We start from the raw sequence: 13,529 nt of genomic DNA, 5'->3' as shown, positions 1-13,529 counted from the left end.
AGGTTCGTCAGGCAGCCCGCCCCGGCTGCCTGACGAACCCCGGGTTCGGCACGTCTCAGCTGCTCAGCAGGTCAGGCCCGAGCCCGGCGCGACGCCCAGGATCGCCGTGATCTTCTGGTAGCGGTCGACCCTGCTCTGGACCGAGGCCGGGTTGCCGCCGTCGCACTCGAGCGCCCCGTTGAGCGAGTTGATCGTCTGACCGAATCCGGCGCCGCCGATCATCGCCTCGTGCGACGTCATGACGCCCGGACCGTTCTGCGTGTTCCAGTACCAGAGGGCCGTCTGCCAGGCGATCGACGGGTCCTGCTCGACGAGCCACGGGTTGTTGAGCAGGTCGATGCCGAGCGCGTCACCGGCCGCCTTGTAGTTGAAGTTCCAGCTGAACATGATCGGGCCGCGGCCGTAGTAGGCCTTCTGCCCGGCCGGGCAGCCGAACGGCTGCGAGTAGTCGCACTTGATCCAGTAGTTCGCCTCGTTGATCTCCTTGACGTACCGCAGACCGACCGACTCGAAGTCGGCGTGGGTCAGGAAGGCCGCAGCCTCCTGGGTCCGGGTCGTCTCGGTCCCCGTGTTCGCGAACCTCGGGTACGCCGCGAGGGCGTCGACGAGGCCCTGGTAGGTGTAGAACGCGTTGCGCTTCGGGAAGATCGCGTCGAACTCGGCCTCGCTGATCACGAAGTCGGACGCGCCACCCTGGCAGGCCCCCTTGTCCGCCCAGACGGTGGTGGCCCCCGGGTTCTCGCGCTGCGTCCACCACTTCGCGGTGAAGTTGCGGCCGTGGTGCGAGACCGTGGCCCCGCCCTGGTACGCGGTGGTCTCGCTCCACGTCGCGGCGCAGGGGTTCGCGGGCGCCGCGGTGGCGACCGTGAGCGGTGCCGTGGCCGGTGCATCGACCGCGGTCGCCGGCGCGGCGGCGGCGGTCGCGACGACCGCGCTCACGAGGCCGGCAGCCACGATCGCGGCTCCTCGGCGCATGCCGGTGACAGTTCTCTTGCCAAACATCGAGCCCCCATTTGCTCATCGTTGAACAATCCTTGTGAACGGCTGGCGCCGCGGTCACAAGGTAGCGATGCGCACAAATGTCAGCAACTCGAACAAACCACCTGATTGCGCTGCGCCTCCCCCGCGGGCATACCTGGGCATGCCTGGGCGCGCCTAGGCACTCCGAGTGGACGCGGGCCCGCCGAGGGTGCCCGACTCGACCCCCGAGGGTGACGCGCGCGACTACCGACGGTGACGCCGTCGACGACTGAAGGAGTCACCCGCGGCAGGTCGTCGCGTCACTCTCAGCGCCGGACCAGCGTCCTGTCATCGGCCCCGGCCCGCACCTCCGGCGCGAGCAGCAGCCGGCCCACGGCCTCGTTGCGGCACAACGTCGCCAGGACCGCGGCGACCGGCCCGCGCAGCGCCAGGACGAGCGCCACCACGACGCACACACCGACCGTCGCGCCCGCGACGACGTCGTGCGGGAAGTGGACCCCCTGCACCAGGCGCGCCGCGCCCGTCACGATCGCGAGGACCGCGGGCGCGACGACCATGACCCGGTAGGGCGGGAGGCGACGTGCGCGCCGGAACCGGAGCGCCGTCGTCGTGCCGAGGGAGTCCCGCGGGCGGCCCGTGGCGAGCGCCGTGAGCACCACGGACGTCGCGAGCGCGAACGCGATGGTCGTGTGGTTGCTCGGGAAGGACCAGTCCCCCGCCGCGGGGCAGTGCGCGATCTCGATGAGGTCCCAGCACCCGCGGGGCTGCTGGACGATCGTCTTGGCGACCTCGGACGTCGCGTACGCGACCACGGCCCCGGCGCCTCCGACGAGCGCCGTCGCGACCGCACCGAGCCCGGCCCCGCGTGCCTGCCAGGCGGCGAGCAGCCACAGCAGGGCGAGTGCGATCACACCGCCCTCGGCGACCAGCTCGACGCCGGGCAGGTCCGCGGTGCGGGCCGTCACGGCGAGGTAGAGCTCGGTGCTGGGCCCGCGCAGGAGCAGCAGCGACGGCACGACCACGGCGGCCGCGAGCAGCCAGAGCAGGGCCAGGAGCAGGGGCGATCTGGGGGACTTCACCCCGGAATGGTACGGAGGTGAACGGCCGATGAACATCAGACCGCGGTCGGACCCGGACACCTCCTGCCGTCCCCCTCGCGGCCCACACCCCGCCTTCACGTCCGTGCCCGTGGCATCGTGGGGCGCGTGACCGACGCCCGCACCGCCGCGACGCCCGACACCGCCCTGCTCACCGCCGCACGCCTGCTCGCCGCGGCGTTGGTCTGCGGGTCGGCGGTGCTCCTGTTCGCGGTGCACGTCCGGCCGCTCGGGTACGTGCCGCTCGTCGCGGGCGTCCTGCTGGGGCTCCTCGTCGACCGGCGGCTCGGGCGCGACCTGCTGCTGATCGCGCTCGGCATGGGCATCATCAGCACCATCCCGCTCGCGGCGGACCTGAGCGATGCCGGGATCGCCCGGTTCGCCGTCGTGCTCTCGCTGGCGGTGCTGGTCCCGTGGGCCGTCTCGCGCTACGTCTACCGCGACGACGCGATCCGGTTCCCGGTCCGCACGGGCAGACGGTGGAACCGCACCCAGATCGTGTACCTGCTGGTCGTGCTCGTCGCGGGCTACCTGATCCTGCCGGCGTACTTCATCGGGTCCGGCTCGTACCAGAACTGGCCCGCGATCGAGACACCGCAGGAGATCGCGCGACTCTTCGTGGGCGTCAACGCCGTGGGGATCTGGGACGAGCTGTTCTTCGTGTGCGTCGTGTTCGCGCTGCTGCGCCGCCACTTCGCGCTGTGGCCTGCGAACCTCCTGCAGGCGACGGTGTTCGTGTCGTTCCTGTGGGAGCTCGGCTACCGGAGCTGGGGGCCGCTCCTGACGATCCCGTTCGCGCTGGTCCAGGGGTGGATCTTCGCGCGCACCAAGTCGCTCACGTACGTGGTGTGCGTGCACCTGCTGTTCGACGCGATCGTGTTCGCGGTCCTGGTGCACGCGCACCATCCCGAGCTGTTCGACGTGTTCGTCACGGGCGGGCGCTGAGGCACCCACGGCGGGGTCGTCACCCACCCGCGACGCGGGCAGCCCCAGCCCGCCCGACGTCGCGCGGGTCAGGGTGTCGCATCCCCGTCGAGCGGCGGGACGTAGAACGCGGTCGTCGCGGCGGCGGCCGCCTCGGCCGCCGCCGGTTCTGCGCCCGACGTCTCGTGCGCGCCGCGCCAGAGCTGGGCGCTGGCGGTCTGGAGCGCACGCATCTCGGGGCTCGTCTCGAGCGTGGCCGGGTCGCCCAGGTCGACGCCCGCGACGTGCGCGGCGAGACCGAGGAGAGCGAGGTCCCAGCCGACGCCCACGGCCCCGGGGCCGAACTGGTCCCAGAACTCGGGTGGCACGACCGCGACGTGCTCGAGCGTGAGCTCGGTGGCCCCGCCGTCGGCAGGGGCGAGGCGGAGCTCGACCGTGCTCCGGTCCTCCTCGCTCATGCCCCAGGTCACGAGGAACCGGCGCGGCGGTTCGCACTCGCGCACCTCGCCGCCCGCGTTGCCCTGGAGCTGGTAGCGCCCACCCAGGCGCAGCTCGCCGGTCACGGGCAGGAACCACCGCGCGATGCGCTCGGCGTCGGTGCACGCGTCCCACACGTCCTCGACCGGGGCGTCGTAGGTGCGGCTCAGCAGCACGACGCGGGCGTCGTCGCGCTCGCCGACGGTGCGGCGGGCCCTGTCGATCTCGGTGCTCAGGTCGAACGTCATCTCGTGGCCTCCTTCGCGGGGTCCGGTCGCGGGTCCGCGGCCGGGGCGGTGCGGGAGGCGTCCGGGGGCGACGCGGCCCGACGGCGGGCGCGGCGCCCTCGCGCGAGCTCGGTGCCGAGCGCGTCGAGGCGCTGGTCCCAGAGCTGCCGGAGGCCGTCGAGCCAGGTGTCGACCTCGTCGAGCGCGCCGGGGTCCAGGGCGTAGAGCCTGCGGGTGCCGGCTGCCTGGACGGTCGCGAACCCGTTGTCGCGCAGCACCTTGAGGTGCTGGGAGACCGCGGGCTGGCTGATCCCGAACTCGTCGCGGATCACGGCTGCGAGGTCGCCGGCGGACGTCTCGCCGCCGGACAGCAGCTCGAGGATCCGTCGCCGGACGGGGTCGCCGAGGACGTCGAACGCTTCCATCCGTCGATCTTTCACCTGTGACTTATATAAGTCAAGGGCGATGGACTCAGCGCCCCTTCTTGCGACCCTTCATCGACTGCGACTTCCCGAGCCGCTTCGCGACGGACTTGCCCGACTTCTTGCCGCCCTTGGGCGCCTGCTTGGCGCCGCTGCGCGCCGCACTCGCCGTCCTCGCCCCCTTGGCGGTCTGCCCGGCCTTCCCGCCGCTCTTGGCGCCCGACGACGAACGCCCGTCCGTCTTCTTGCTCGCCTCCGGCGTGGGCGGGGTGGGGCCCGCGACGCCGCGCGAGCTGTTGGCCGTACGGCCGCGCACGATCCCGATGAACTCCTCGACGAGGTCGGACTTCTCCTCGGTCACCCAGCCGAGCGCGACGGGCGCCTCGGGCCCCCCGTCGAGGGGCCGGTACGTCAGGTCCTTGCGGTGGTGCAGGCGCGCGAGGGACTGCGGCACGACGAGCAGCCCGATCCCCGCCGCGACGAGCTCGATCGCGTCGGCCGTCGTCGCCGGGCGCTCCAGGGCCGGCTTGCCGGGCAGCACAGGGGACACCTCGTCGTCAGCACCCGAAGCAGCGGCAGAGGTGGCCCAGCCGAGCACGTCGTCGAGCGGATGCAGGACGACCTCGTCCGCGAGGTCCGCCGTGGTGAGCGCTTCGTCACTCTCGAGGGCCGCGAACACGTGGTCGCGCGGGACCACGACGACCGGCACCTCGGTGTACATCGCGATGTGGCTCAGTCCCTCGCTGCGCACAGGGCGACGCAGGATCGCGACGTCCGCTCCGCCGTCGTGCAGGAGGGCCTCCACCTGCGAAGCCGGGACGGCGAGCGCCTCCAGGCGCACGTCGGGGACCCGGTCGATCCACGTCCGCACCCACTTCGAGGGCGTCACGCCGGGGACGTACGCGAGGCGGAACCCGGGGGCCTGCGCGTCGGTGACGTCCTCGGCCGGTCGGTCGGCGTCGTGCTCGGCGCTGCGCGCAGTCTCTTCCACCCCACAACCCTAGCCGCCCCAGGACAAGGAACCCGGGCCGGGACCGATACCCTGGGACCATGAGCACCCCGCACTCCTCCCAGACCATGAAGCCCGCGACCGCGGCGAAGAAGCTCGGGGTGTACCTTCCCGCCACTCCCCCGGAGTTCCAGGAGGGGACCATCACGCGCGGCCGGCTCGAGGAGCTCGAGACCAACCCGCCCGAGTGGCTCGTCGACCTGCGCCGCAACGGCCCCCACCCGCGCCCCGTCGTGGCCGGCCGCCTCAACGTCTCGATCGCGGGCCTCGCCCGCGGCGGCGTCGAGGAAGCGCTGACCACCGAGCAGATCAACGAGCTGCGCGAGGACCCGCCCGCGTGGCTCGTGCGCGAGCGCGAGATCCAGGCCGAGGTCCGGGCGGAGGAGGAGCGCATCAAAGCGCGCGACCTCAAGAAGGCCAAGAAGGTCGCCCGCGCCAACCGCGAGGCCGAGCAGAAGGCGTCGTCGGCCGAGTGACATCGCGTGGCGCCCGGTGGGGCGCCACGCCAACGCCGGACCACCCGCCCGGCCAGACGCCCCAGGCCACCCCGGGCGCCTCACCCGATGAAGCCGCCCGCGTACTGGAGCCAGTAGACGAGCTCGCCGCCCGCGGTGATCTCCTCCCGGCCCAGGAACGCGTCCCGGGTCCCCTCGCCCCGGCACGTGTACCGGAACGCCCCGTAGTCGGCGTCGACGGACTCGTGCGTGCGCGTCGTGGCCGCGTGCTCGACGAGCGCGGGCTGGAGCATGAGGTCCGCCTGCCCCTCGCTCATCGAGGAGAAGTCGCCCGAGTAGGACACCGACCACACGGGCACGCCGTCGTGGTGGACCACCTCGATGCCGGGGAAGATCCCGTTGCCGATGTAGTACACGTCGCGGTAGAGCCAGGGCCCCTCGGCGAGCTCGTACTGCACCGACCCCGCGAGGATCGCGGTCGTCTTCCCCTCCCCTGCGGCGTAGGTCCGGGCGCGGGCGCGGGTGAGGAACGCGTGGGCGTCGTCGGCGAGCATGGCGCCGATGCTAGGAGGCACCACCGACACGGTCGGTGTGGCCGAGCGAGAGGCCGGGGGCGACGCGGTCGCGCACGATCCGCTTGAGGACGGGCACCTCCGGGAAGCCCTTGCGCTCCTTGCGGTCCCACACGAGCTCGTCGCCCACGTGCACCTGGAAGATCCCGCCCGTCCCGGGCACCAGGGCGACCTCGGTCAGCCTCGTGCCGAAGGTCGTGAGGAGCTCCTGCGCGAGCCAGGCGGCGCGCAGCATCCAGTTGCACTGCGTGCAGTAGGTGACGGTCACGCGGGCCGGGGTCACGTCGGTCTGTTCGTCCACGGGCCCAGCGTGCCAGAGGCGGCACCGACCTCGCGTCACCTGACCACGAGCATCACCGCGAGGACGGCCATGACGAGCGCGATGACGCCGTCGAGCACGCGCCACGCGACGGGTCGCGCGAAGACCGGCGCGAGCACACGCGCCCCGAAGCCGAGCGTCGTGAACCACACGATGCTCGCGATCCCCGCCCCGACGCCGAAGACCCAGCGCCCGTCGTGGCCGTACCCGGCCGCGACCGAGCCGAGCAGCAGGACCGTGTCGAGGTAGACGTGCGGGTTGAGCCAGGTCAGGGCGAGGGCCGTCCCGACGGCGGCCCCCACCGCCATCCTCAAGCCCCCCTCGGCTGCTTCGAGGGTCGCGGGGCGCAGCGCGCGCCGGGCCGCCTGCGCCGCCAGGACCAGCAGGAACACGGCCCCGCCCCAGCGCACGACCGCGAGCAGCACGGGGGCACGCGAGACCAGCACCCCCAGGCCAGCGACCCCGGCCGCGATGAGCACGAGGTCCGAGAGCGCGCACACCAGCACCACGGGCAGGACGTGCTCGCGGCGCAGGCCCTGGCGCAGCACGAAGGCGTTCTGGGAGCCGATCGCGACGATGAGGGACAGCCCGGTGCCGAGGCCGGCGAGGAGAGGAGCGAGGGAGGTCACGCCTTCGACGGTAGGCACGAGAGATTCGACAGTCCAGCGAATGATTCTGTCGAACCATAAGATCTGCTCATGGTGGATCTTCAGCCCGACCAGCTCCGCGCGCTCGACGCGATCGCGACCACCGGCACGTTCGACGCCGCCGCCCAGCACCTCGGCGTGACCCCGTCGGCGATCAGCCAGCGCATGCGCGCGCTCGAGACGTCCGTGGGCCAGGTGCTCGTGCGCCGCGGTCGGCCGGCGACGCTCACCGCCCCGGGCGAGGTGCTCGTCCGGCACGCGCGCCACCTCGCGCTCCAGCACGCCGAGGTCCTGGCCGAGCTCGACCTGACCTCGGGCAGCACCCCTGAGGTCACGCTCGTCATCACGGGCGACGCCCTGACCACGTGGGCGCTGCCCGTGCTCGCCGAGGCGTCGTCGTGGGCGCGGCTCGAGATCCTGCGCGAGGACCAGGACCACTCGATCGACCTGCTGCGCGACGGGACGGCCGTCGCGGCGATCACCTCGGTCCCGACGGCCGTGCCGGGCTGCCGCTCGACCCCCCTCGGCCGCATGCGCTACCGCCCCATGGCGAGCCCCGCGTTCGTCGAACGGTGGTTCCCGGGCGGTCCCACGGCGGCGGCCCTCGCCGTCGCGCCCGTGCTCGTCTTCGACCGCAAGGACGACCTCCAGGACCGCTACCTGGGTCGCCGCCGGGGCGGCCCCCGCCACTACGTCCCGGCCTCGCACGAGTTCCTGCGCGCGGTCGGGCTCGGCATGGGCTGGGGCATGCTGCCCGACCTCCAGAGCCACGACGCCGAGGTCGCCGGCCGGCTCGTCGGGTTCGACGACGCCGCGAGCCTGACCGTGCCGCAGTACTGGCAGCAGTGGCGCCTGCACTCCCCCACGCTCGACCGGGTGGCCGCCGCCGTCCGCGAGGCGGCAGCCGCCCACCTGCGGTGACCTCGGGCACCCCGCCCGGGGCGCCCGAGCAGGGCAGACTTGTCCCGTGCCCCCTCTCCCCTGCGACGCCTCCCTGCCCGACGACGTCGCCCACCCCGACGCATCGGCCACCCCTGCGCTCGCCGCCCGGAACCTCCTCCTCGCCGGGCTCGAACGCTTCTCGCCCGACGCCCCCTCCGGCCCAGAGCGCCGCCCCGGCAGCGCCACGCGCGACGCCGACCCGACGCTCGTCGCGGTCGACGCGACCGACCGCCTGCTCCTCGACGAGGCCGCGAGCGCCCTCAGGAGCGCCGGGCCGGGCGAGGTCGTCGTGATCGACGACCGGTTCGGGGCGCTGACGCTGGGCGCCGCGGTGGCGCACGGGCTGACCGGCATCCGCGTGCACCAGGACGCCGTCACGGGCGAGGTCGCGCTCGACCGGAACGCCCGGCAGGCCGCACGCCGTGCCTTCCAGGGACTGGCCGACACGTTCACGCACCTGCCGCTGGGCGAGGACCTGCTGCGCGGCGCGCGCGTCGTGCTGCTCCAGCTCCCGCGCTCGCTCGCGGCGCTGCGCGACGTCGCGGAGCACGTCGCGCGTTTCGCGGCCCCTGACGTGGTCCTGCTCGCGGGGGGCCGGGTCAAGCACATGACGACGGCCATGAACGACGTCCTGGCGGAGTCCTTCACGGACGTGCGGGCGAGCCTCGCGCGGCAGAAGTCCCGCGTGCTCGTGGCCCGCGGTCCCCGGCCCGGCACCGACCTCACCTACCCGGTCACCGAGCACCTGACGGAGCTCGACCTCGACGTGGTCGCGTACGGCGCGGCGTTCGCAGGTGCGAGCCTCGACCTCGGGACGCGCTTCCTGCTGGGGTTCCTCGACCGGGTCTCGCTGGGGGCGCGTGACGCCGTGGACCTGGGCTGCGGCACGGGCATCCTCGCCGTGTCGTTCGCCCGCGCGCGTCCGGGTGCCCTGGTCGTCGCGACCGACCAGTCCGAGGCGGCCGTCCGCTCGGCCCAGGCCACCGCGGTCGCCGCCGGTGCGGGTGACCGGGTCCGGGTGGTGCGCGACGACGTCGGGTCCTCGCTCGCTGACCGCAGCGCCGACGTCGTGCTGTGCAACCCGCCCTTCCACCAGGGCGCCGCCCTGAGCACCGATGCGGCGCACCGCATGTTCGCGGCCGCGGGCCGCGTGCTGCGCCCCGGCGGCGAGCTGTGGACCGTGTACAACTCGCACCTGCGCTACCGGCCCGCGCTCGAGCGCGCGGTCGGGCCCACGACGCAGGAGGGCCGGGACCCGAGGTTCACGGTGACGCGCAGCGTCGCCCGCTGAGAACCCGGGGCCCCGGCCCGTCAGGCGCGAGGGGTCGAGGTCACTGGACCCCGACGACGTCCACCACGAAGACCAGCGTGTCCGTGCCGCCGATGCCCGCCTGCGGGACACCGCGCATGCCGTAGCCGTGCTCCGGCGGGATCGAGAGCAGGACGCGCGAGCCGACGTTCTGGCCCACGAGGCCCTTGTCCCAGCCACCGATGACCGCACCGGTCCCGATGGGGAAGCTGATGGTCTCGCCACGGTCGTACGACGTGTCGAAGATGCCGCCGTCCCAGACCTGACCCAGGTAGTGCACGACGATCGTGCGGCCGGCCGTCACGACCGGGCCGCTGCCCTCCTCGAGGACCTGGACCTGGAGGCCGGCGGGAGCGCCGCCCTCGGGGAACGTCAGGACCGGCTTGTCGCCGAACGAGCCGGACGCGGTGGGGAGCTGCGTGCTCATGGTGCTACCTCTCGGATGGAGTTGCGGGGTTCGAGGACAAGCCTAAGCGTGCGGCACACGCCCGGCCCTGCCGCCCCCTCCCTGCCCGACGGCGGAGCGCACCGCACCGCGCCGGGTGCGCTCCACCGTCGGGCACCTTCCCGCCTGACAACCGCAGCGCACAGGCGCACGCTGGACGGATGGACTCCTTCGACGACGAGCCCGACACCGCCCGCCCCGTCGACACGACCGACCTCGACGCACCCGTGACGCACGCGGGCGGGGCACAGGTGCCGACGGGCAGGCGCTCGGCGTTCCCCGGGATCGCGGAGTACGCGTTCCTGTCGGACTGCGAGTGCAACGCGCTCGTCGCGCCGAGCGGCGCGATCGAGTGGATGTGCGTCCCGCGGCCCGACTCGCCCAGCATCTTCGCGGCGGTCCTCGACCGGGGCGCGGGCTCGTTCCGCGTCGGGCCGTACGGCGCGCGCGTGCCCGTGGCGCGGCGCTACATCCCCGGGACGCTCGTGCTCGAGACCACGTGGCAGACGCCCACGGGCTGGCTCGTGGTGCGCGACGCGATGCTCATGGGACCGTGGCACAACGTCGACCAGCGCTCCCAGACGCACCGGCGCACCCCCACCGACTTCGACGCCGAGCACATGCTGCTGCGCACGATCCTGTGCGTCAACGGGACCGTCGACGTCGAGGTCGTGTGCGAACCGCTGCCCGACTACGGGCGCGAGGCCGCCCGGTGGGAGTACGACGGACAGACCTACCAGAGCCTCGTGACGCGCGTCGCGCACCCCACGACGCCCGACCTGCGCCTGAGCAGCAGCCTGCGCCTCGGCGTCGAGGACCGCCGCGCGCAGGGCCGCACGCGCATGGCCGCGGGCGACAAGGCGTACGTCGCGCTGTCGTGGTCGGACCGGCCCGCGCCCGGCACGTGGCCCGACGCCGCCGACGCCATGGGACGCACCGAGCAGTACTGGCGCGACTGGATCACGCAGGGCGTCTTCCCCGACCACCCGTGGCGCTCCTACCTCCAGCGCAGCGCCCTCACCCTCAAGGGCCTGACCTACGCCCCCACGGGAGCGCTGCTCGCCGCCGCGACCACCTCGCTGCCCGAGACCCCGCACGGCGAGCGCAACTGGGACTACCGGTACGCGTGGGTGCGCGATTCGACGTTCGCCCTCTGGGGGCTCTACACCCTGGGCCTCGACCGCGAGGCGAACGACTTCTTCGCGTTCGTGCACGACGTGTGCCGCGACGACCGCGAGCTGCAGATCATGTACGGCGTCGGCGGCGAGGACCGGCTCGAGGAGAGCACGCTCGACCACCTCTCGGGACACGAGGGCGCGCGGCCCGTGCGCATCGGCAACGCCGCGTACGACCAGCAGCAGCACGACATGTGGGGCGCCGTCCTCGACTCGGTGTACCTGCACGCCCGGTCGCGCGAGCAGCTCCCCGAGTCCCTGTGGCCCGTCCTCAAGGCGCAGGTCGAGGAGGCCGCGAGGCACTGGCACGAGCCCGACCGCGGCCTGTGGGAGGTCCGCGGAGAACCCCAGCACTTCACGTCGTCCAAGGTCATGTGCTGGGTCGCGCTCGACCGCGGCGCGCGCCTGGCCCGCATGTACGACGAGGGGGACTACGCCGAGCAGTGGCAGAAGATCGCCGACGAGATCCACGCCGACGTGCTGGAGCACGGCGTCGACTCCCGCGGGATCTTCGTCCAGCGCTACGGCTCCGACGCGCTCGACGCCTCGCTCCTGCTCGTGCCGCTCCTGCGGTTCCTGCCGGCCGACGACCCGCGCGTCGTCGCGACGGTCGACGCGATCGCGAACGAGCTCACGGTCAACGGCCTCGTCCTGCGCTACCGCACCGACGAGACCGACGACGGGCTGTCCGGCGAGGAGGGGACGTTCACGATCTGCTCGTTCTGGCTCGTGTCGGCGCTGGTCGAGGTCGGGGAGCTCGACCGGGCGCGGGCGTTGTGCGAGCGGCTGCTGTCGTTCGCGAGCGAGCTCAACCTGTACGCCGAGGAGATCGACCCGCACTCGGGGCGGCACCTGGGGAACTTCCCGCAGGCGTTCACGCACCTGGCGCTCATCAACGCGGTGGTGCACGTGGTGCGGGCCGAGGAGCGTCGGGACGGGACGGGCCACTTCGAGGCGGCCCACCGAGGGTGACGGACCCACCTGCTGAGGGTGACGTGCCGGCCTACCGAGGGTGACGAGAACTCGCGCTCTCCCACCCCTTGCCCTCCATTGGCTAATGGTATTAGCCTCTACGCTATGAGTACTCGCCAGATCGTCGAACTCCTTCCTCGCCCCGAGGGCCGCCTCGCCTACACCGTGACCGGCACCGGCCCCCTCGTCGTCGCCGTCCCCGGCATGGGCGACCTGCGCTCGACCTACCGCGACCTCGTCCCCCCGCTCGTCGAGGCCGGCTACCGCGTGGCCGTCCTGGACCTGCGCGGTCACGGCGACAGCGACACCACCTTCCGCACGCACGGCGACGTCGCGACCGGCCAGGACCTCCTGGCTCTCGTCGAGCACCTGGGCGGTCCGGCCGTGCTGGTCGGGAACTCGATGGGAGCAGGTGCCGCCGCGTGGGCAGCCGCCGAGGCGCCCGACGCCGTCGCGGGCCTCGTCCTCCTCGGCCCCTTCCTGCGCGACCCCGCCACGGGCGCCGCGAAGGCCGCGGCGAGCCGGCTGCTCTACCGCGTCGCGCTCGCCCGCCCGTGGGGGGCCGCCGCCTGGGCGGGCTTCTACTCGATGCTGACCAAGGGCCGCAGGGCACCGTGGCACGCCGACCACGTCGCCGCGATCCGCGCCTCGATGCGCGAGCCCGGCCGTCTGCGGAGCTTTCGCGACCTGGCCCTGACCCTGACGCACGCACCCGTCGAGGCGCGCCTCCCCGAGGTCGACGCCCCCGCGATCGCCTTCATGGGTTCGCTCGACCCCGACTTCGCCGACCAGGGCGCCGAGCTCGCCTGGATCCAGGAGGTCGTCGGCGCCCAGGGGCACCTGGTCCCCGGCGTCGGGCACTACCCGCAGCACCAGGCGCCCGACGTCGTCGTGCCCGCGACCCTCACGTTCCTCGCCGGCCTGCGCGCCGATGCCCAGGGCTGGAACGCCCGTGGCTAGGGCCGGGCTGAGCCGCGAGGGCGTCACGGCCCTCGCGCTGCGCGTGGTGGACGACGGCGGAGCGCAGGGGTTCGCGGACCTCACCCTCGCGAAGGTCGCGGCCGCGGCAGGGGTCGCGACCCCGAGCCTCTACAAGCACGTGGGCTCGCTCGCGGACCTGCGCCGGTCCGTCGCGCTCGTGGCGGTGAACGACCTGACGCGCGCGACCGCCGCCGCGACGATCGGCCGCTCGGGCCCCGACGCGCTGTCAGCGCTCGCGTGGGCCGTCCGCGACTTCGCGCGCGAGCACCCGGGCCGCTACGCCGCGATCCAGCTCTCGCCCGACCTCGGCGCCGCCGACGACGACCCGCTCTCGCTCGCGGGCGCCGAGACGATCGCCGTGATCGTCGCGGTGCTTCGCGGCTTCGACCTCCCGGAGGCCCGCACGGTCGACGCCATCCGCGCCGTCCGGTCCGCGGTCCACGGGTTCGTCTCGCTCGAGCTCCTGGGCGGCTTCGGCCTGCCCGACGACGTCGACCACAGCTTCGAGGTCCTCGTCCGTCTGCTCGTGGCCGGGATCGAAGACCTCGCCCACCCTGCTCCGTCCTGACACGACC

The 13,529-nt window shown here is 73.4% G+C and carries 16 protein-coding genes; 7 read left to right on the top strand and 9 right to left on the bottom strand.

Going from position 1 to position 13,529, the window contains the following annotated elements; all coding sequences use genetic code 11:
• Positions 1–63 precede the first annotated feature (63 nt).
• The gene (locus WFH32_RS05065) at positions 64–954 is read right to left on the bottom strand and encodes a glycoside hydrolase family 19 protein (RefSeq protein ID WP_318243922.1); all 891 of its coding nucleotides are present in this window, start codon (positions 952–954) and stop codon (positions 64–66) included.
• Between the two features lie 332 nt (positions 955–1,286).
• Positions 1,287–2,060 carry a phosphatase PAP2 family protein gene (locus WFH32_RS05060; protein WP_336706388.1) on the bottom strand — a complete coding sequence of 258 codons (774 nt, stop codon included), beginning with the start codon at positions 2,058–2,060 and terminating at the stop codon, positions 1,287–1,289.
• A gap of 126 nt (positions 2,061–2,186) precedes the next feature.
• Between WFH32_RS05060 and WFH32_RS05055 the strand changes: the two genes are divergently transcribed.
• Positions 2,187–3,023, top strand: coding sequence for a type II CAAX endopeptidase family protein (locus WFH32_RS05055; protein ID WP_318243923.1), 837 nt, complete (start codon positions 2,187–2,189; stop codon positions 3,021–3,023).
• A gap of 68 nt (positions 3,024–3,091) precedes the next feature.
• On the opposite strand, the gene WFH32_RS05050 is transcribed toward WFH32_RS05055, so the two are convergent.
• The 3 genes from WFH32_RS05050 to WFH32_RS05040 are packed head-to-tail and all read right to left on the bottom strand — an operon-like array spanning position 3,092 to position 5,119.
• Positions 3,092–3,727 carry an SRPBCC family protein gene (locus WFH32_RS05050; RefSeq protein WP_336706387.1) on the bottom strand — a complete coding sequence of 212 codons (636 nt, stop codon included), beginning with the start codon at positions 3,725–3,727 and terminating at the stop codon, positions 3,092–3,094.
• Positions 3,724–4,131, bottom strand: coding sequence for an ArsR/SmtB family transcription factor (locus WFH32_RS05045; protein WP_191794232.1), 408 nt, complete (start codon positions 4,129–4,131; stop codon positions 3,724–3,726). Before WFH32_RS05045 ends, WFH32_RS05050 begins: the two co-directional genes overlap by 4 nt.
• Positions 4,132–4,177: 46 nt before the next feature.
• The gene (locus WFH32_RS05040) at positions 4,178–5,119 is read right to left on the bottom strand and encodes a LysR family substrate-binding domain-containing protein (RefSeq protein ID WP_191794233.1); all 942 of its coding nucleotides are present in this window, start codon (positions 5,117–5,119) and stop codon (positions 4,178–4,180) included.
• A 59-nt stretch (positions 5,120–5,178) separates the two neighbouring features.
• Between WFH32_RS05040 and WFH32_RS05035 the strand changes: the two genes are divergently transcribed.
• Positions 5,179–5,613 (top strand): DUF5997 family protein, encoded by a 435-nt coding sequence (locus WFH32_RS05035; protein WP_138823248.1) that lies wholly within the window; start codon positions 5,179–5,181, stop codon positions 5,611–5,613.
• An 80-nt stretch (positions 5,614–5,693) separates the two neighbouring features.
• Here WFH32_RS05035 and WFH32_RS05030 read toward each other — a convergent pair whose 3' ends face one another.
• The 3 genes from WFH32_RS05030 to WFH32_RS05020 are packed head-to-tail and all read right to left on the bottom strand — an operon-like array spanning position 5,694 to position 7,112.
• Complete coding sequence (locus WFH32_RS05030) at positions 5,694–6,146, bottom strand: DUF5680 domain-containing protein (protein ID WP_191794234.1); 453 nt, start codon at positions 6,144–6,146, stop codon at positions 5,694–5,696.
• A gap of 10 nt (positions 6,147–6,156) precedes the next feature.
• Positions 6,157–6,465, bottom strand: a complete 309-nt coding sequence (locus tag WFH32_RS05025) for a SelT/SelW/SelH family protein (protein WP_318243924.1) — start codon at positions 6,463–6,465, stop codon at positions 6,157–6,159.
• Between the two features lie 35 nt (positions 6,466–6,500).
• A complete protein-coding gene (locus tag WFH32_RS05020; protein WP_191794235.1) occupies positions 6,501–7,112 on the bottom strand; it encodes a LysE/ArgO family amino acid transporter in 612 nt (203 codons plus the stop codon).
• A 69-nt stretch (positions 7,113–7,181) separates the two neighbouring features.
• Between WFH32_RS05020 and WFH32_RS05015 the strand changes: the two genes are divergently transcribed.
• Both WFH32_RS05015 and WFH32_RS05010 read left to right on the top strand, forming a co-directional pair.
• Positions 7,182–8,051, top strand: a complete 870-nt coding sequence (locus tag WFH32_RS05015; RefSeq protein ID WP_336706386.1) for a LysR family transcriptional regulator ArgP — start codon at positions 7,182–7,184, stop codon at positions 8,049–8,051.
• 46 nt (positions 8,052–8,097) lie between these two features.
• Positions 8,098–9,363 (top strand): class I SAM-dependent methyltransferase, encoded by a 1,266-nt coding sequence (locus WFH32_RS05010; protein WP_442946304.1) that lies wholly within the window; start codon positions 8,098–8,100, stop codon positions 9,361–9,363.
• Positions 9,364–9,403: 40 nt separating this feature from the next.
• Here WFH32_RS05010 and WFH32_RS05005 read toward each other — a convergent pair whose 3' ends face one another.
• Positions 9,404–9,808: an FKBP-type peptidyl-prolyl cis-trans isomerase gene (locus WFH32_RS05005; protein ID WP_030150127.1), complete on the bottom strand. Its 405-nt coding sequence runs from the start codon at positions 9,806–9,808 to the stop codon at positions 9,404–9,406.
• Positions 9,809–9,987: 179 nt separating this feature from the next.
• Between WFH32_RS05005 and WFH32_RS05000 the strand changes: the two genes are divergently transcribed.
• The 3 genes from WFH32_RS05000 to WFH32_RS04990 all read left to right on the top strand — a co-directional run bounded on the left by WFH32_RS05000 (position 9,988) and on the right by WFH32_RS04990 (position 13,522).
• The gene (locus WFH32_RS05000; RefSeq protein ID WP_191794237.1) at positions 9,988–11,973 is read left to right on the top strand and encodes a glycoside hydrolase family 15 protein; all 1,986 of its coding nucleotides are present in this window, start codon (positions 9,988–9,990) and stop codon (positions 11,971–11,973) included.
• Between the two features lie 105 nt (positions 11,974–12,078).
• A complete protein-coding gene (locus tag WFH32_RS04995) occupies positions 12,079–12,933 on the top strand; it encodes an alpha/beta fold hydrolase (RefSeq protein ID WP_336706385.1) in 855 nt (284 codons plus the stop codon).
• A complete protein-coding gene (locus WFH32_RS04990; RefSeq protein WP_318243926.1) occupies positions 12,926–13,522 on the top strand; it encodes a TetR-like C-terminal domain-containing protein in 597 nt (198 codons plus the stop codon). The genes WFH32_RS04995 and WFH32_RS04990 overlap by 8 nt, the downstream gene beginning before the upstream one ends.
• Positions 13,523–13,529: the final 7 nt, after the last annotated feature.

Origin of the sequence: Oerskovia sp. USHLN155, assembly GCF_037145535.1 — a bacterium.
Lineage (GTDB): Bacteria > Actinomycetota > Actinomycetes > Actinomycetales > Cellulomonadaceae > Oerskovia > Oerskovia rustica.
This window is presented reverse-complemented; position numbering and strand designations above follow the sequence as displayed.